The sequence below is a fragment of the Microbispora sp. NPDC004025 genome, from assembly GCF_053604425.1.
Genome location: NZ_JBSGHN010000002.1, coordinates 767,021 through 783,730, shown reverse-complemented (window position 1 = coordinate 783,730; position 16,710 = coordinate 767,021). Strand labels below are relative to the sequence as shown.

13 protein-coding genes are annotated in these 16,710 nt (G+C 74.6%); 6 read left to right on the top strand and 7 right to left on the bottom strand.

What is annotated here, in order from left to right; translation table 11 throughout:
- Positions 1 to 144 precede the first annotated feature (144 nt).
- The 3 genes from ACWEQG_RS07900 to ACWEQG_RS07890 all read right to left on the bottom strand — a co-directional run bounded on the left by ACWEQG_RS07900 (position 145) and on the right by ACWEQG_RS07890 (position 2,415).
- A complete protein-coding gene (locus tag ACWEQG_RS07900) occupies positions 145 to 777 on the bottom strand; it encodes a maleylpyruvate isomerase family mycothiol-dependent enzyme (RefSeq protein WP_452282758.1) in 633 nt (210 codons plus the stop codon).
- A gap of 70 nt (positions 778 to 847) precedes the next feature.
- Positions 848 to 2,095 (bottom strand): RNA polymerase sigma factor, encoded by a 1,248-nt coding sequence (locus ACWEQG_RS07895; RefSeq protein ID WP_452282756.1) that lies wholly within the window; start codon positions 2,093 to 2,095, stop codon positions 848 to 850.
- Positions 2,092 to 2,415 carry a YciI family protein gene (locus tag ACWEQG_RS07890; protein ID WP_363461906.1) on the bottom strand — a complete coding sequence of 108 codons (324 nt, stop codon included), beginning with the start codon at positions 2,413 to 2,415 and terminating at the stop codon, positions 2,092 to 2,094. Before ACWEQG_RS07890 ends, ACWEQG_RS07895 begins: the two co-directional genes overlap by 4 nt.
- 136 nt (positions 2,416 to 2,551) lie before the next feature.
- Here ACWEQG_RS07890 and ACWEQG_RS07885 point away from each other — a divergent pair, with 136 nt between their 5' ends.
- From ACWEQG_RS07885 to ACWEQG_RS07870, 4 genes are all read left to right on the top strand, one after another.
- Positions 2,552 to 3,322 (top strand): sporulation protein, encoded by a 771-nt coding sequence (locus tag ACWEQG_RS07885; protein WP_452282754.1) that lies wholly within the window; start codon positions 2,552 to 2,554, stop codon positions 3,320 to 3,322.
- 80 nt (positions 3,323 to 3,402) lie between these two features.
- Entirely contained in the window at positions 3,403 to 4,956 is a 1,554-nt protein-coding gene (locus ACWEQG_RS07880) for an ABC transporter substrate-binding protein (RefSeq protein ID WP_452282752.1), read from the top strand.
- Positions 4,957 to 5,000: 44 nt separating this feature from the next.
- Positions 5,001 to 5,840 carry an SCO6745 family protein gene (locus tag ACWEQG_RS07875; protein WP_452282750.1) on the top strand — a complete coding sequence of 280 codons (840 nt, stop codon included), beginning with the start codon at positions 5,001 to 5,003 and terminating at the stop codon, positions 5,838 to 5,840.
- An 83-nt stretch (positions 5,841 to 5,923) separates the two neighbouring features.
- Positions 5,924 to 8,023, top strand: a complete 2,100-nt coding sequence (locus tag ACWEQG_RS07870) for a hypothetical protein (RefSeq protein WP_452282748.1) — start codon at positions 5,924 to 5,926, stop codon at positions 8,021 to 8,023.
- Here the strand turns inward: ACWEQG_RS07870 and ACWEQG_RS07865 are convergent.
- The 3 genes from ACWEQG_RS07865 to ACWEQG_RS07855 all read right to left on the bottom strand — a co-directional run bounded on the left by ACWEQG_RS07865 (position 8,020) and on the right by ACWEQG_RS07855 (position 13,829).
- On the bottom strand, positions 8,020 to 9,120 hold the full coding sequence (locus ACWEQG_RS07865) for a cation diffusion facilitator family transporter (RefSeq protein ID WP_452282746.1): 1,101 nt from the start codon (positions 9,118 to 9,120) through the stop codon (positions 8,020 to 8,022). The two genes, ACWEQG_RS07870 and ACWEQG_RS07865, sit on opposite strands and share 4 nt — an antisense overlap.
- A gap of 192 nt (positions 9,121 to 9,312) precedes the next feature.
- A complete protein-coding gene (locus tag ACWEQG_RS07860) occupies positions 9,313 to 13,089 on the bottom strand; it encodes a BTAD domain-containing putative transcriptional regulator (RefSeq protein WP_452282744.1) in 3,777 nt (1,258 codons plus the stop codon).
- Positions 13,089 to 13,829 carry a GNAT family N-acetyltransferase gene (locus ACWEQG_RS07855; RefSeq protein ID WP_452282742.1) on the bottom strand — a complete coding sequence of 247 codons (741 nt, stop codon included), beginning with the start codon at positions 13,827 to 13,829 and terminating at the stop codon, positions 13,089 to 13,091. The genes ACWEQG_RS07860 and ACWEQG_RS07855 overlap by 1 nt, the downstream gene beginning before the upstream one ends.
- A 157-nt stretch (positions 13,830 to 13,986) precedes the next feature.
- Between ACWEQG_RS07855 and ACWEQG_RS07850 the strand changes: the two genes are divergently transcribed.
- Together ACWEQG_RS07850 and ACWEQG_RS07845 are read left to right on the top strand one after the other, a co-directional pair.
- The gene (locus ACWEQG_RS07850; protein ID WP_452282740.1) at positions 13,987 to 15,363 is read left to right on the top strand and encodes an FAD-binding oxidoreductase; all 1,377 of its coding nucleotides are present in this window, start codon (positions 13,987 to 13,989) and stop codon (positions 15,361 to 15,363) included.
- A gap of 10 nt (positions 15,364 to 15,373) precedes the next feature.
- Positions 15,374 to 16,117 carry a DUF429 domain-containing protein gene (locus tag ACWEQG_RS07845; RefSeq protein WP_452282738.1) on the top strand — a complete coding sequence of 248 codons (744 nt, stop codon included), beginning with the start codon at positions 15,374 to 15,376 and terminating at the stop codon, positions 16,115 to 16,117.
- A 108-nt stretch (positions 16,118 to 16,225) separates the two neighbouring features.
- Here the strand turns inward: ACWEQG_RS07845 and ACWEQG_RS07840 are convergent, their stop codons facing one another.
- Positions 16,226 to 16,675, bottom strand: a complete 450-nt coding sequence (locus tag ACWEQG_RS07840) for an SRPBCC family protein (RefSeq protein WP_452282736.1) — start codon at positions 16,673 to 16,675, stop codon at positions 16,226 to 16,228.
- Positions 16,676 to 16,710 lie beyond the last annotated feature (35 nt).

Genomic DNA, 16,710 nt, shown 5'->3' with positions numbered 1-16,710 from the left:
GAGTGCGCGGAGCGGAGGAGACCTCGCCGGGAGCCCCGTCGCTCCGACCGGAGAGGTCCGTGATCTCGAGCACATTAACGCGCACGACGCCCGAAAGGGCACAGACCTCCCCGGCTTCTGCGACCAGCGGCCGAAGCGGCGCGTTCAGCGGACGGCGCGGGTGAAGCGTGCGGCGGGCTCGCCGCGCAGCCGTCCCTCCGGCAGCCGGCGGCCGCACAGGACCAGGACCAGGTCCTGCGCGGCGCCGGTCAGCGGGGTGCCGGTCCCGAGCGACCAGTCCACGTCGTCGGCGCGTAGTTCCACGCCGTCGAGGTCGACGCCGAAATACCTCCGGCTCCGGGGCGACAGCGCGTTGTCGAGCAGGACGCGCAGCCGGTCGTCGGGGATCCGCCGGTCGATCCCCAGCGCCACGGTGATGTCCATGCCGTGGATGACGTCGTGGGACAGCGCGCCCGCGTAGCCGCCCCCCGGAGGCCGCCAGGGATGCTCGGCGTTGTCCCGCAGGCACGCCGTCAGCTCCCGGGGGCCGAGCGCCGCCGCGTCCTCGCGGGCGAGCCGGTCGGCCAGCCGGTCGAAGTTCCCCCGGGCCCGGACGAGACCGGCCAGCACGCTCAGCCCGGAGCGCCGGTACGGCGTCGTCATGTGCGCGACCACCTCCCGCACCCGCCATCCCGCGCACAGCGACGGCGCGTCCCACGACCGCTGCGGCAGCTCGCCCAGCAGGTCCGCGAGTTCCCGGCGTTCCGCCGCTATCCGCCGTCGTACATCCGTATCCATAGGTCGTCGCCTTCCGTTCGTGCCGTACGTGTTCGCCCAACCGACGAACGGGAACGGCCCGTACGGACACCTATTCGAGGGCGGCGAGGCGGCGGGCGAGATAGCGGCGCTCGGCGTCGGTGGCGGCCAGGCCGGCCGCCTCCCGGTAGGCCTCGGCGGCCTCGGCCGTACGGCCCAGGCGGCGCAGCAGGTCGGCGCGGGCGGCGGGCAGCAGGTGGTAGCCGGCCAGGGCGCCGGTCTCCCGCAGTGTCCCCCGCAGGGCGTCGACCAGGGCCAGGCCCGCGGCCGGGCCGTGCGCCATGCCGACCGCCACCGCGCGGTTCAGCTCGACGACGGGCGAGGGGACCAGCCGGGCGAGCCGCCCGTACAGGACGGCGATCTGCGCCCAGTCGGTGTCCTCGGGGCGGGCGGCGGTGGCGTGACAGGCGGCGATGGCGGCCTGCACCTGGTAGGGGCCGGGCCGCCCGCGCCGCAGCGCGCAGTCCAGCAGAGCCACGCCCTCGGCGATCTGACCGGCGTCCCACCGGCCGCGGTCCTGGTCCTCCAGCACCACCAGGTCGCCGGCCTCGTCCAGCCGCGCGGCGCGGCGCGCGTGGTGCAGCAGCATCAGCGCGAGAAGGCCCGCCGCCTCGGGCTCGTCCGGCATCAGCCGCACCAGCACCCGGGCCAGCCGGATCGCCTCGGCCGCGAGGTCGTGCCGCACGAGACCGGCGCCGGCCGTCGCCGAGTAGCCCTCGTTGAACAGCAGGTACAGCACCGCGAGCACCGCCGGGAGGCGCTCCGGCAGCAGATGCGCCGGCGGCACGCGATAGGGGATCGCCGCGTGCCGGATCTTCCGCTTGGCCCGGGCCAGCCGCTTGGCCATCGCCTGCTCGCCGACCAGGAACGCCCGCGCGATCTCGGCCGTGGTGAGCCCGGCGAGGGTGCGCAGGGTCAGCGCCACCCTGGCCTCCAGCGCGAGCGCCGGATGACAGCAGGTGAAGATCAGCCGAAGCCGGTCGTCCGGCACGCCCGGCTCGTCGGCGGCGTCGCCCTCCTCGGCCGCGAGCATGTCCGCCACCTCCCGGAGTTTGGCGGCGCCGGTGGCCTCACGGCGCAGCCGGTCCACGGCCCGGTTGCGCGCCGCCGTGGTCAGCCACGCGCCGGGGCGGCGCGGCACGCCGTCACGCCGCCAGGTGCGCAGGGCCTGGGCGAAGGCGTCCTGCGCGCACTCCTCGGCCAGGTCCCAGTCGCCGGTCCAGCGGATGAGGGTGGCCACGACCTGCCCCCACTCCTCGCGGAAGGCCCGGTCGACGGCGGCCTCGACCGGCGGCGTCACAGATCCGTGAGCGGCCGGATCTCGATCGTGCCGTACGCCGCGGCGGGATGGGCGGCGGCGACCTCGATGGCCTCGTCCAGGTCGGCGCACTCGATCAGGCAGAACCCGCCGAGCTGCTCCTTGGTCTCGGCGAACGGCCCGTCCGACAGCAGCACCTCGCCCTCGCGCACGCGCAACGTGGTGGCGTCACCCGGCGGGCGCAGCCCGGCGCCTCCCCGGAGCACGCCGCGCTCCGCCATCGTCTCGGACCATCCGCCGCACCCGTCGCCGGCGTGCTCCGCCGCCGACTCGTCGCCGCAGATGAGCAGCACGTACTTCATCCGTCCTCCTCGGACCCGTATCCCATCATGTCCGTACGACGAACGGGACGGCCCGGAAAGGACACCTCTGCGGGGAACCGAGCGGCGGAACGGGTCGTTGGCAGCGGTGAACGGTCCGCGACCGAGGGAGTGATAGGTGTTCCGCAAGCTGATGGCCGCGTTCGGGGCCGGGGTCGAGGTCGACACGGTGCTGCGCGACCCGCACGTGCGCCCGGGGGAGACCCTGTACGGCGAGGTCCGCTTCAGGGGCGGGTCGTCCGACCACAGGGTGGACGGGATCACCGTGGACTTCACCGCCGTCGTGGAGGTCGAGCGCGGTGACCAGGAATACCACGCGACCTACAGCTTTCTCCGGGCGCCGGTGTCGGGGCCGTTCGACCTGCGCGCGGGGGAGGCCCGCGCGCTGCCGTTCGCGATCCCGGTGCCGTGGGAGACCCCGGTCAGCGCGGTCGGCGGGCGTCCGCTGCCCGGCATGCGGCTGGGCGTGGCCACCGAGCTGGCACTCGCGGGCGCGCTCGACAAGGGCGACCTCGACCCGCTGTTCGTCAACCCGCTGCCGGCCCAGGACCACCTGCTGGGGGCGCTCGTCCGCATGGGCTTCCACTTCAAGCGGGCCGACCTGGAGCGTGGCACGCTGCGGGGCTCGGCCATGCCGTTCTACCAGGAGATCGAGTATCACGCCGGTCCGGAGTGGCGGCGCCACTTCAACGAGCTGGAGCTGACCTTCATCGCCGGGCCGCACTCGATGGACGTGATCCTTGAGGCGGACAAGCGGGGTGGGTTCCTCACCTCCAGCCACGACGTCTACAACCGCTTCCGCGTCGGGTACGGCGACCACCCAGGCGCGGTGGAGCAGGCGCTGCGCGACGGCCTGGCCGCCATGGCCCGCCGCCGCGGCTGGTTCTGACCTCGATCTGGAAAAGTCCGGACTCGCCCCGAGCCGGGCCACTAAGATGATCACCTCTTCGGGTCCGGAGGTGAAAACAGGTGGTCCCCCGCTCGGCCGTGGCGGTCCTTCCCCTCGTCTGCTGCCTGCTGGCGGTCCCCGCGCCGGCGCGGGCCGAGTCCGGCGTCGGCGTCACGGTGTCCACCTGCCCGCCGTATAACAAGCTCACCCTGGGCTGGGCCGACGCCTGCGGTGGCGACGTGCTCGACGCGCTGTTCACCGGGCTCGTCGAGTACGACCCCCGCACCTCGGGGGCGACGTACGCGGTCGCACGGTCGATCAGCACCAAGGACAACCGCCGGTTCACGGTCAGGCTGCGTGAGGGCTGGACGTTCCACGACGGCACCGAGGTGAAGGCGCACAACTTCGTGGACGCCTGGAACCAGACCGCCGCCGCGGGCAAGTCCGGCACCGCGTTCCTGTTCGAGGAGATCAAGGGATTCGGCTCCCGTGTGATGTCCGGGCTCAGGGTTGTGGACGACCACACGTTCACGATCGAGCTGAAGCGGCCGCTCGGGCCGTTCACGCAGAAACTGGGCCACGTCGCCTTCTCACCGCTGCCCGACTCCGCGCTGAGGAACCCTTCCTCGTTCGAGCGCAAGCCGGTCGGCAACGGGCCGTTCCGGGTGGTGCGGTGGGCGCCCGGCACCGAGACGGTGCTGGAGCGGTACGACGGCTACGCGGGCCGGGTGAAGGCGCGGGTGGGCAAGATCACCTATCGGGCGTACTCGCGCGACGAGGCCGCCTACGCGGACATGCTCGGCGGCCGTCTCGACTTCCTCTCCCAGGTGCCGGCCGTCGCGGCTTCGCGTGTCGCCGAGGACCTCGACGGCAGGGTGATCAAGCCCGTGGTCGGCACCGTCCAGGAGATCGGCATCCCGCTCCGGCTGGGCACGAACGCCGACCTCCGCAAGGCGATCTCGATGGCGATCGACCGTAAGACGATCATCCGCGAGGTCTTCCGCGGCTCGCGGGCGCCGGCCGACTCGTTCGTCCCGCCGACCGCCGACGGCGCGAAGCCGGGCGCCTGCGGCGCGTTCTGCCGCTACGACCCGGCCCGCGCGCGGACGTACCTCGCCCGGGCGAAGGCGAAGGGGTTCCGCACACCGGCGAGCATCCCGCTCTACTACGACGTCGACAGCGGGTCCGCGGACTGGGTGAAGGCGGTCGCCGCGAGCGTCGACGGGGTCTTCAAGGGGGAGGTGAAGATCGTCCCCAAGACGGTGAAGACGTTCGCCGCGTTCCAGCGGGAGACCTCGAAAGGCGCCGTCAAGGGGGCGTTCCGGATGGGCTGGCGCCTCGACTTCCCCCACATCCAGGACGTGCTCGGCCCGCAGTTCGCCTCCGGCGGCGTGTACAACTACGGGCTGTACCGCAACCCGACGTACGACGCGCTGCTGCGCGCGGCCGACCGGGAGGTGTCGCGGGCCAAGGCGATCGGGCTCTACCGCAAGGCCGAGGCGATGCTGGTCCGGGACATGCCGGCGATCCCGCTGTGGTTCTACCGGTACGAGGCCGGCTATTCGCGCAGGATCGCGGCGCCCAGGCTGACGCCGTTCGGCTGGCTCGACCCGGTCTCGGTGCGGCCCGCCTGACCCCTTCCCCGGTCACCGTACGGGGTTGATCTAGCCTGGCGGGCATGGACGAGATCTGGCGGCTGATCGAGTGCTGCCACGCCCCGGTCTACTTCGCGCCGGAGGCGAGGGAGCGTTACGCCGCGGCAGGGCTCAAGGGTTTCTGGATGGGGTATTTCGCCTCCAGGTCGGCCGCGCTCGGCCCGGTCTCCCCGCAGGTCGTCACCGCCGCGTTCTACAACTTCGCCCCGGCGATGGTCGCCCGTGCGATCCCCGACGCCTGGCGGTTCTGCCCGCCGGACAAGGCACTCGAGGCGCGCCTGGAGGTGGCCGGCCGGTGCCTGCGCCGCCTGCTCGGCGGCCTCGCCGACCACGCGGACGTGCGGGAGGCGGCGGACCTGGCGCGGACGGCGGTGGAGGCCTGCCCGGCCGCCGGACGGGTGCTGTTCGCGGCGCACGCCGCCCTGCCGCCGCCCGGCGAGCCGCTCGCCGCGCTGTGGCACGCGCTCACCGCGCTGCGCGAGTTCCGCGGCGACGGGCACGTCGCGGCCCTCGTCACCGCCGGCCTGGACGGCTGCGAGGCCAACGTCGTCGCCTCGGCGCTCGGGCTCGTGCCGCCCGAGCAGCGGGCCTACCGGGGGTGGACCGAGGAGGAGTGGCGGGCCGCGGCCGAGCGGCTGCGCGAGCGCGGCGTGCTCGACCGCGAGGGCGCCATGACCGAGAGGGGCCGCCGGGAGCGCGACGCCGTCGAGGCCCTCACCGAACGCCTGGCGCGGGCGCCGATGGACGCCCTGGGCGAGACCGGCATGGCCCGGCTCACGCGGCTCCTGCGCCCGCTCGCCGCCCGGATCGTCGACGGGGGAGGACTGCCCTTCCCCAACGCCATGGCGATGCCCCGCCCCTGAGCGGCTCGGCGGCGAGTGGGACGATCCGCGCAAGTTGCGATTTGTCCGGAGCTGCGGCCTGCCGACTGCCATGATCGGTGCCCATGAGGAGGGGTCCGCGACCGCGCACGCTGCGTCGCGCCGTCCGGGGCGGAGCGGCGGTCGCGTCCGTCCTGGCCGTGGTGGTGGGCGTGTGGCTGCTGCCCGGAGTCGGGCGCGCGGACGCCGAGGGCCCCATCAGCGCGGTCTGCGCCCTGGTCACCCTGGCGATCACCCTCTGGTTCCTGCCCCTCGGCAGGCCGGGGGCCGGTGTGGCCTCGGCGGAGGCGTCGCTGCGGGCCAGAATGCTGGAGACGGAGACCAGGGCGCGCCAGCAGCTGTTGCGCGACGACAAGGTCATCGACCTCGCGTTCTCCCTGCACCGGGTCCCCTCGCACGGCCTGACCGGCGCAGCGCCGGCAGGCAGCCTCGCGGGCGCGACGGACTACTACCGCGCGCTGTCCCCACGCCGGTTGGTTATCACCGGCGCGCCGGGGGCGGGCAAGACCGTCCTCGCCGTCGAGCTTGTGCTGGGCCTGCTGGCGGATCCCGGTGAGCCGGTGCCGATCCGCCTGCCCGCCGCCTCCTGGGATCACCAGCCGGTGGAGGGCATGCTCGCCGACCACCTCGTCCGGGTCCTGAAACTGCCCGAGGCCGACGCGATGGAGCTGGTCGGAGCCCGGCGGGTGCTGCCGGTGCTGGAGGAGCTGGACGAGATGGACGCCGGCGCGGAGCCGGGTCACGACTCGCGGGCGGGCCTGCTGCTGAGCGCCCTCGATCTCTACCTGAACGGCGCGGCCAAGGCCGGCGTCGTGGTGACCTGCCGCACGGGCCACTACGAGGCGCTGGCCGCCGCGGAGGTGTGGGCAGGGGAGGCCGCGCAGATCGAGATCCTGCCGGTCGCTCCCGGGGAGGCGCTCACCTTCCTGGAACGTCACATCGCCGCTGACGCCGACACCAAGCGGTGGGCGGACGTGCTGGACGCGATCGATTTCGAGCTCGGCCCGCTCGCCCGGGCCCTGTCCACCCCGTGGCGGCTGACCCTGGCCGCGGCTGTCTACAGGAGGCGTCGCCGGACCGGTGAGGCGGGTCAGCCCGACCCGGCCGAGCTGACCCGCCTGCCCACCGAGGAGGCCATCGGCGAGCATCTCGTGTCCAAGCTCATCCCGGCCGTCAGCGCGTACGGGGACTACTCGCCCCGGCAGGTCCACGCCTGGCTGGGGACTCTCGCCGGCTATCTGAACGCCAACGCGGCGGGACGTACGGTGGGCGGGCGTTCCCTGTCCGGCACCGATCTCGTCCTGCACGAGCTGTGGCCGGTCGCCGGTCCGCGCGCCGTGCGCGTCGTCCACGGTGTGCTGCAGGCCGCGACGACCCTGCTGGCCGCCGGCGCGATGGTCACGGCGCTGGTCCGCCTGCCGTTCACGTTCGGCGGCGTCGTCACGCTGATCGTCCTGCTGGGCCTGCCCGTCGCGCTGGTCGGGTCCTGGCGGATCGTCTGGCAGGAGCCGCGGCGCGGGGACCGGGTCCTCATCCCCTACTGGCTCCTGATCACGTTCGGTGTCGTGCCGGTCCTCGTGCTCGCGATCTACCTCGTGCTCTGGCTGGTGGCCGCGTTCGTGGCGTTGTTGTTCACCACGTCGCCTCGCGGGAGCCCGACGGAAGGGCTCGCGGAGCTGCTGGGATACGAAGTCGTCATCGGAGCTTTCGTGGGATTCGTCCTGGTCTATGTGGAAGGCGCCGCCGGGTACGGGTACACCAAGGTCCACGGCCCCCGCGGCGTGATGCGCAACGACCTCGCCAGGGGAGCCGAATACGGCCTGGTGTGCGGGCTCACGTTCGCCATGCCCGCCGGCGCGGTGGAATGGCTGCAGGCCGGGCCAGGGCCGGGGATCGTCCTCGGCCTCGTAACCTGGTTCGCGTTCGCGGCCGCGCTCGTGCTCGGCAGCGGGCCCGGCCCGCGCTACGTGGCCTTCCTGCTGTGTGCCAGGCGGTGGAATCGCCGTCTCGGCGGCAACGGGCTGCCCTGGCGACTCGGGCGGTTCCTCGACTGGTGTCACGCCGCGGGCCTGCTTCGCACGGCGGGGATCGCCTACCAGTTCCGCCATCGTGAACTGCAGGATTACCTGGCCGCGAACCCGGTGCCGAAGAACGCCAGGGGTTAGGCGCCCGCCGCCGGGTGGTACGCCGGGCGGTGGTCGTGCCGGTGGCCGTCCAGGACGGCGTGGTGGTCCACACCGTCGCGGGCCAGCGGGTCGGCGTGCACGATCGCGGCCGTCAGCCGGGGAATCGCGTGGATCAGGTTGTGCTCGGCCTCGGCCGCGACCCTGTGGGCCTCCACCACCGTGACTGTGGGGTCGACGACGACCTCGCACTCGGCCCGGAGCCGGTGGCCGATCCAGCGCAGCCGCACCTGACCCAGGCCGAGCACGCCGGGGGTGCCCCGCAGGGCCGCCTCCGCGCGGTCCACTAGCGCGGGGTCGACGGCGTCCATCAGCCGGCGGTACACCTCCCGCGCCGCCTGCCGCAGCACCGCCAGGATCGCGACCGTGATGAGCAGGCCGACGGCGGGGTCGGCCCAGGTCCAGCCGAGGGCGGCCCCTCCGGCGCCGGCCAGCACGGCCAAGGAGGTGAAAGCGTCGGTGCGGGCGTGCAGCCCGTCCGCGACGAGGGCCGCGGACCCGATCTCCCGCCCGACGCGGACGCGGTGGCGGGCGACCAGTTCGTTCCCGGCGAAGCCCACCAGCGCCGCCGCCGCGACGGCCCCCAGATGGGAGACCTCCTGCGGCTGCAGGAGCCGTCCGACGGCGGCGTACGCCGCGGCGATCGAGGAGGCGGCGATCGTCACGACGATGACCACACCGGCCAGGTCCTCGGCCCGGCCGTACCCGTAGGTGTAGCGGCGGGTGGGCGGGCGGCGGCCGAGCAGGAACGCGATCCCGAGCGGCACGGCGGTAAGGGCGTCGGCCGCGTTGTGGAGGGTGTCGCCCAGCAGCGCGACCGACCCGGACAGGGCCACCACCACCGCCTGGACCAGCGTGGTCGCGCCGAGACCGGCCAGCGACACCCACAGCGCGCGCATCCCCCGGGCGGACGACTCCATCGCCGGGTCGACCTTGTCGGCGGCCTCGTGGGAGTGCGGGCGCAGCAGATGCGCCATCCGCGTCCGGAACGTCCCCGCACCGCCCTCATGCCCGTGCCCGTGACCATGACCGTGACCGTGACCGTGACCGTGATCGGGGCGGGCCTGTTCCTGGCTCATGGCACCCACAATGGCGCGGAAAACCCGCCGCAGCACCTCGACAACAGCGGGGGCGGCGCAGGTGCGAACGTCCCGCACCTGCCCGCGCCCGGAACCCTGCCCGGGAGCGTCCCCGGAACCGTGCCCAGAGCCGTGCCCGGAACTCGTCCCCGGACCGCGTCAGAACCGGACCTGTGCCCAGGCGTCCCGGCGTCAGGTGAGCGCGCCGCCGGCTCGTCCGGTGTCCGCCGCGCCCGCACGGATCTCCCGCAGTAGGGCCTCGCTGCGGCTCACGAGGTGAGGCAGGCCGAGCCGCCGGTGCGCGTCCCGCGCGGCCTCCGCGTGCGACAGTGCGGCGGCGGTGTCGCCGATCCGCTGCAGGAGCCCCGCGACCACGTCGTGCAGCGTCCCCCACGACAGGCACCCGGTGCCCATCGTCATGAGCTGACCGGCGATCGGCCGCAACTCGGCGAGCAGCTCGCCGGGATCGGGCCGGCCGAGCCGGACCGCGACCAGGCCCCACTGCCAGGAGACGAACTGCCACGTCCAGTCGCGGGGCCGCGCCGCGCCCCAGCGGTCGACGAGGCGGTGGGCGAGATCGACGTCGCCGGCCCCCAGCGCGGCGAGGACGGCCGTGGGCCGCGCGAGCAGGTTCGACTCGTCGCCCGCGGCCTCGACCAGCTCCGCGAGCAACGGGCTGGGACGTCCCTGACACCAGTCGGCGAAGAACGCGTAGATCAGCTTGAGGACGTCCGGGCCCCACAGGCTGGTGCGGCGGAAGCTGCCGGTGCCGAGGGCCGCCAGCCGGTCCATCTCCGCCCAGTCGCCCGCCAGCATCGCCCGCCCGGCCGCGGCGTACGCGACCTGCGTCTCGATCTCCGTCATCCGCACGTCGGCGGTGAGCCGCAGGCAGCGGGCCAGCTCCGCGTCGTAGTCGGCGAGCAGCCCCGCCTTCATGAGCTTGGGCATGCGGTGCAGGCGGGCGACGATCTCGGTGGCCCTGGGCAGGCCCGGAATGCTCAGGATCTCCTCGGCCGCCCGGTAGCGTTCCTCCTCGTGCTCGGGCGTCCAGGCCGCGATGACGAAGTTGTTCAGCGTGCGGGCCAGCAGCAGGGGGTCGCCGGTGCGCCGGGCCAGCTCCACGGCCTCCAGCGCGTGGCGGCGGCCCTCCTCGCGCCGTTCGCCGTAGTACAGCTCGACGCCGAGCGTGCCGAGCAGCTCCGCACGGGTGCGCACGGCCTCCGGGCCGAGCCGGGACAGCTGATCCTCCAGCACGGACACCATGCGCCGGTCCACCGTGCCGTACGAGCGCCAGTTCCAGAGGGTCACGCCGCCGAAGACGGTGGCCGCCTCGATGACGGCGTCGTCGTCGCCGATGCCGGTCGCGAGCGTCACGGCCTCGTCCAGCGCGCGGCGCGCGCCTTCCACGTCGCCGGTCACTCGCAGGGCCTTGCCGAGGCCGATCAGCAGGGCGCAGCGGGCCGCCGCGGGCCCGGCGGCGGAGGCCTCGAGGGCCTGCTCCCAGTGCAGGACGGCCTCGTCGTAGGCGAGCCGGGCCGTCGCCTGCCCGGCCGCCTCCACGGCGTACGACACGGCCTTGTCCGCGTAGCCGACCTTGGCGGCCAGCCCGAAATGGTGGGCCAGGGCGGGCAGCCGCGAGCCGGCCTCGCCCCACCGGAGGGTCTCGATGGCCTCGCCCACCCGGCCGTGGAGCTGGGCGCGCTGCCTGCGGCTGAGCCCGGAGTACAAGGCCTCCCGCACGAGGGCGTGCGAGAAGCGGTAGTCCCAGCCGCCGTCCACCTCCAACAGCAACCCGGTCGCGACGGCCGGTTCGAGCAGCATCATCACCCGGGCGCCGCCGACCCCGGTCGCGGTCTCCAGCACGTCGGCGTCCACGTCCCTGCCGATCACGGCGGCCGCCCGCAGCAGGGTCTGGGAGTCCTCCGGCAGCCGTGACACACGCTGGTTGATCACGTCGCGCACGCCGTCGGGCACCGCGAGGGCGAGCACGTCCGTCACGCCCACCCGGTCGCCGGGGTGGGTGCTGGTCAGCAGGCGCAGCAGCTCGCCGAGGAAGAACGGGTTGCCGCCGGTCCTGTCGTGCAGCGCGGAGGCGAGCTCCGCCCCGAGCCCGGTCCGGCCCGCCTCGCGCAGGTAGTCGGCGATCTGCTCGGGGGTGAGCGGGGTGACGGTCATCCGTTCCGTGCCGCGCTGGCGGGTCAGCTCGCCGAGCGCCTCGGTCAGCGCCTGCCTGTCCACCGCCGGCTCCGGCCGTACGGTCGCGAGCACCAGGAGCGGTACGCGGTGCAGGTCGGCGCCGAGGAAGGTGAGCAGCTTCAGCGAGGCGGCGTCGGCCCAGTGCAGGTCCTCCACCACGACCAGGACCGGCGCGGCCGAGGCCCGCCGCGTCAGCGCCCGCGCCACGCTGTCGTGCAGCAGGAAGCGGGCGGTGTCGGGGTCGGCCGTGTCCGTCCGGTCGCCGTCGAGGAGGCGGTGGGCGAGCCGGGCGAGATCGCCGCCCGTCTCCCCGCCCTTGACGGCCGCCATCGCCTGGCCGGTCCCCGCGGCGGCGCCCGTTCCCCGGGCGCCGTCCGTGCGGGGAACCCGTGCCGTGCCCGGGTCGGTGCCCGTTCCCAGGGCGCCGCCCGTTCCCAGGGCGCCGCCCGTTCCCGTGGCGCTGCCCGTGCCCGGAGCGCCGCCCGCGTCGGGGGCCATGGCCGTTCTGGGGGCGTCGTGCGCGTCCAGGGCGTTGAGCGCCTGGATCCAGGGCCAGAACGCGGGCGCGCCGCTGCCCTCGACGCACCTGCTCCAGGCCACCGCGGCCCCGCGCTCGGCGGCCATGCTCGCGGCGGCCTCGGCGAGGCGGGTCTTGCCGATGCCGGACTCCCCGCTCACCAGGAAGACCCCGCCGACGCCCCGGCGTAGGTCGTCGAGCCGCTCGGCGATGCGCCGCAGGTGCGGCTCCCGCCCCACCAGTCCCCGTCCGAGCGGTCCTGCTCCGGCCGCGTCCCCGGCGCTCTCGTCGCCCGCGTTCCCGTACGCCCGGCCGTCCTCCGTGGGTGCCGTGGGTGCCGCGCCTGCCTCTGCGCCTGCCTCTGCGCCTGCCTCTGGGCCCTGCTCCGGCGGCAGGGCGACCACGGGGGCCCACACGCCGGCCGGCGACTCGTCCTGGAGGAGGATGGCCTGCTCCAGCCGCCGCAGCTCGGGACTCGGATCGAGGCCCAGCTCGTCGCCGAGGAGGGCGCGGCAGCGCTGGTAGGCGGCCAGCGCCTCGGCCTGCCTGCGCTCCCGGTAGAGGGCCCGCATGAGCAGCGCCCACAGGCCCTCGCGGTAGGGGTCCTGTTCGAGCAGGCGCTCGACCTCGACCGTCACCTCGGCCGCCCGTCCCAGCGCGAGCCACGCCTCGGCGCGTACGGTCAGCGCGGACAGGCGGATCTCGCTCAGGCGGGCCACGGTGGACCGCGCGAACGGCTCGTCGGCCAGGTCGGCCAGCGGCTCGCCCCGCCACAGCGCCAGCGCCGGGCCAAGGATGCGCTCGGTCTCCTCGGGGCGGCCCGCCGCCAGGGCCGCGCGCGCGGCCTCCGCCGCCCGGCCGAACCGCTCGGCGTCGACCTGGTGCGGCTCGATGTCCAGCAGGTAGCCGGGCTCCCGCGTACGCAGGACCCGGGCGGGGGAGCGCGGGCTGCGCCGGGGTTCGAGCGTCCTGCGCAGATGCGAGATGTACGCCTGGAGCGTTCCCGTGGCGCTCGACGGCGGCTCGTCCCGCCACAGCCGGTCGATGAGCTGGTCGAGGGGCACGACGTGGGGCGCGTTCAGCAGCAGGAGCGTCAGCACGGCACGCTGCTTGCGGGGCCCGAGATCGAGGATCGTCCCCGTGCCGTCGGCCACTTCCAGTGTGCCGAGGAGGCGGAAGTCCAGAGCGGGGCCCTGACGGCCGTCCTGGCCCTGGCGCGGCGCCCCTGAGCGCGCGCCGTCGATGCCCGTGCGCATCACAACTCCCGAACGAGCCAGGCGGCCCAGGGTCGGATTTCTGGCTCATGATACCCATATGTCCGCTCGTTCTCGCGAGGAAAACCGGGGCCGGCTGTGTCCGTGAATCCGGCGCTCCTCAGCAGGGCGCACACGCCCTCGTCGCCCGGGCCGGAGAGGAACCACACGGCGCGTACGCCGTCCGCGCGCAACTCCATGAGCAGGTCGTCGAGCAGGCGGCGGCCCAGCCCCCGGCCGCGGTGCGGGGCGGCCACGGCGAGCGCGTGCAGCAGGGCCCACCGGGGGACGTGCCCCGGCACCCCGGTCTCCGGCGGCGCCGTGGTCTCCCCCTGCGCCGTGGTCTCCCGATGCGCCGTGGTCTCCCGATGCGTCGTGGTTTCGAGGAGCGTGGTCTCGAGCAGCGCGGCGGCGAGCGGGGCGGCGGCGGCCGGGAGGGCGAGGTCGGTCAGCACGTAGAGGCGGCACCGCGCGGCCGGCACCGCGCGCAGAGCCTCTTCGAGGGCCGGGCCGATGACCCGGGCCCCCGGCGCGCCCGGGTGGGCCGGCACCTCGCGCAGCAGCAGTGTGCCGGCATGCGCGGGCCCGGCATGCGCGGACCCGGCATGCGGGTCGCCGGTGGATCGGGGACGCGGGCCGGGCCGGACGCCCGGGCGGGTGACGCACGCCGGATCGCGACGGGGATCGGGCGGGCCCGGATCCCCGTCGTACGGCGGCTGGTGTTCGTCGGACGGCGGCGGCATCGCCCCAGCGTGCGGGGGACGTCTTGGAAGCCACTAGGACATCTCTAGGCGGCCTTTCGGCGTCCGGAGGAACACCTGCCCGATCGGCGCAAGCGAACACCAAGACCCCGATGCGACAACTGTTCCCGTCACAGACGACGACATCCGAAGGACGGACATGCACAGCACCATCGAAGACGCGCTGCGGGGACGGATCGCCGGCCGGGTCCTGGCTCCGGGGCAGAACGGGTTCGAGGAGGAGGCCGCCGGGTTCAATCTCGCCGTGCGCCACCGGCCCGCCGTGGTCGTCGCGGCGCGGGACGCCGGCGACGTGGCCGCCGCCGTACGGCTCGCCGCCGAGCACGGGCTGCCCGTGGCCGTGCAGTCGACCGGCCACGGCGCCGTGCAGGCGGCCGACGGCGCGGTCCTGATCAGCACCCGCGCCATGGGGGAGGTCGTGGTGGACCCCTCCGCCCGCACCGCCACGATCGCGGCGGGCTGCACGTGGGGTGAGGTCGTCGCCGCCGCGGCGCCGTACGGCCTGGCTCCGCTGTGCGGATCGGCGACCGGCGTCGGCGTGGTCGGCTTCACGCTCGGCGGCGGTCTCGGGCCGATCGCGCGGACCTTCGGCTTCGCGGCCGACCACGTGCGGGAGCTCACCGTCGTCACCGGGGACGGCGTGATCCGCACCGCCGACGCCAACCGCGAGCCCGACCTGTTCTGGGCGCTGCGCGGCGGTAAGGCCGGATTCGGCGTGGTCACCTCGATCACGGTCGACCTGCTTCCGCTCACCGGCCTGTACGGCGGCGGCCTGTTCTACGCCGCCGAGGACGCCGGGCGGGTCCTGCACGCCTACCGCACCTGGACCGAGACGCTGCCGGAGACCACCACCACCTCGGTCGCGCTGCTGCGCCTGCCCCCGCTGCCCGAGCTGCCGCCGCAGCTCAGCGGCAAGTTCGTGGTCCACCTGCGGGTCGCCCACGTGGGGGAGGGGCAGGAGGCCGAGGCGCTGCTGGCCCCCATGCGGGCCGTGGCCGAGCCGGTGCTCGACGCCGTCGGGCCGCTGCCGTACGCGGCGATCGACTCCATCCACCGGGACCCGACCCAGCCCATGCCCGTCGCGGAGCGGGGCGCGCTGCTGCGCGAGCTGACCGCCGAGACCGTGGAGGCGCTGCTCGCGGTCGCCGGGCCGGCCGCGCAGGTCCCGCTGGCCGTGGTCGAGCTGCGTCAGCTCGGCGGCGCGCTCGCCCGTCAGCCCAAGGAGCCGAACGCCGTGGGCGGGCGTGACGCCGCCTTCACGCTGCTGGCCATCGGCGCGCCGGTGCCCGAGCTGATGGACACGGCCGTGCCCGCCGCCGTACAGGCCGTGGTCGAGGCCGCCGCGCCCTGGTCCACCGGCGGCGCGCAGATCAACTTCCAGGGCGGCGCCCTGGCCCCCGAGCAGATCTCCCGGGCCTGGCCCGAGGAGACGCTGCGGCGGCTGGTGAAGCTGCGCGAGGTGTACGACCCGGCGAACCTGTTCCGCTTCGGCCACGTCGTCCCTCGCCAGGGCTGAGCATGGTCGTATGAACGACGTTCGTGTGCTCGGTGTCGACGCCTGCAGGGCCGGCTGGATCGGGGTGGTCCCGCCCGCCGGCCCGGGCGAAGTAGGCGCGGCGCGCGCCTACTTCGCGGCCCGGATCGCCGACCTGGTCGCTGCGGCGGACGCGGACGGCGAGATCGCCGTCGTGGCCGTGGACATGCCGATCGGGCTGCCCGATGGTCACCCTGATGGCCACCCCGGTGGTCCGCCGGGCCGGGGCCGCCGCCGGGCGGACGTGCTGGCGCGCGCGGAGCTCGGTCCCCGGTGGCGGTCGGTGTTCATGACCCCGGCGCGCGCCGCGCTGGAGACCGGCGACTACCCCTCTGCCGTGGCGGTCAACCGCCGCCTGACCGGGGAAGGAGTCTCCCGCCAGGCGTTCGGGCTCAAGGAGAAGCTGCTGGAGGTCGAGCGCTGGGTGCGGGAGGCGGACAGACGGGTCGTCGAGATCCACCCCGAGCTGAGCTTCGCCCGGCTCGCGGGGGAGCCCCTGCCGCACCCGAAGACGACGTGGGCGGGCGCCGAGCGCCGGCGCGAACTGCTGGCGGCGGCGGGCGTCGTGCTCGCGGGCGGCCTCGGCCGGGCCGGGGCGGCGGCGGGGGTGGACGACGTGCTCGACGCGGGCGCCGCCGCCTGGACGGCCCTCAGGGTGGCCGCCGGGCTGGCCCGGCCCCTGCCCGATCCCCCCGAAATCTTCTCCGACGGCATCCCCTGCGCCATCTGGGCCTGACGGCGGCCCATGCATGGCCGTCCCGCCGGCCGGCCGTCGTTCGGCCTCGTCGTCGGACAGGCCTGCCGTACGCGGCGCGCAGAGCACGCCGCGTACGGTCAGGATGCCTCAGGCGAGATGCCCGGCGAGCCGGTCGAAGAACTGGAGCCAGCCGGCCTTCGCGGCCTCCGCGTGCGCCTCGTCGGTGTTGTAGCCCTCCTGCGTGAACCTCATTTGCGTACGCCCCCCGAGGTCGGTGAGCGTGACGGTCGCGACCGACGCCACCGCGCCCTCCTGGTTGTCGGGGTCCCCGGTGGTGAACACGAGCCGCTCGGGCTCGGCGATCTCCCGGTAGACGCCGCCGAGAGGAGCCTTCGCGCCCTCCGGTGAGACGAGGCACGCGCTCCACTCGCCGCCGGGCCGCAGGTCCATGGCGATCAGGGAGACCGGAGTGGTGAAGCCGTGCGGGCCGAACCACTGGCTGAAGTGCTCTGGCTCGGTCCACGCCTTGAAGACGGTCTCGCGGGGAGCGTCCAGGACGCGGGTGATGGTGTATTCGAGGTCGGGGGTGTTCGTCATCGTCAGGTCCTTCACGGTCGGGAGTCCGGCGTGTC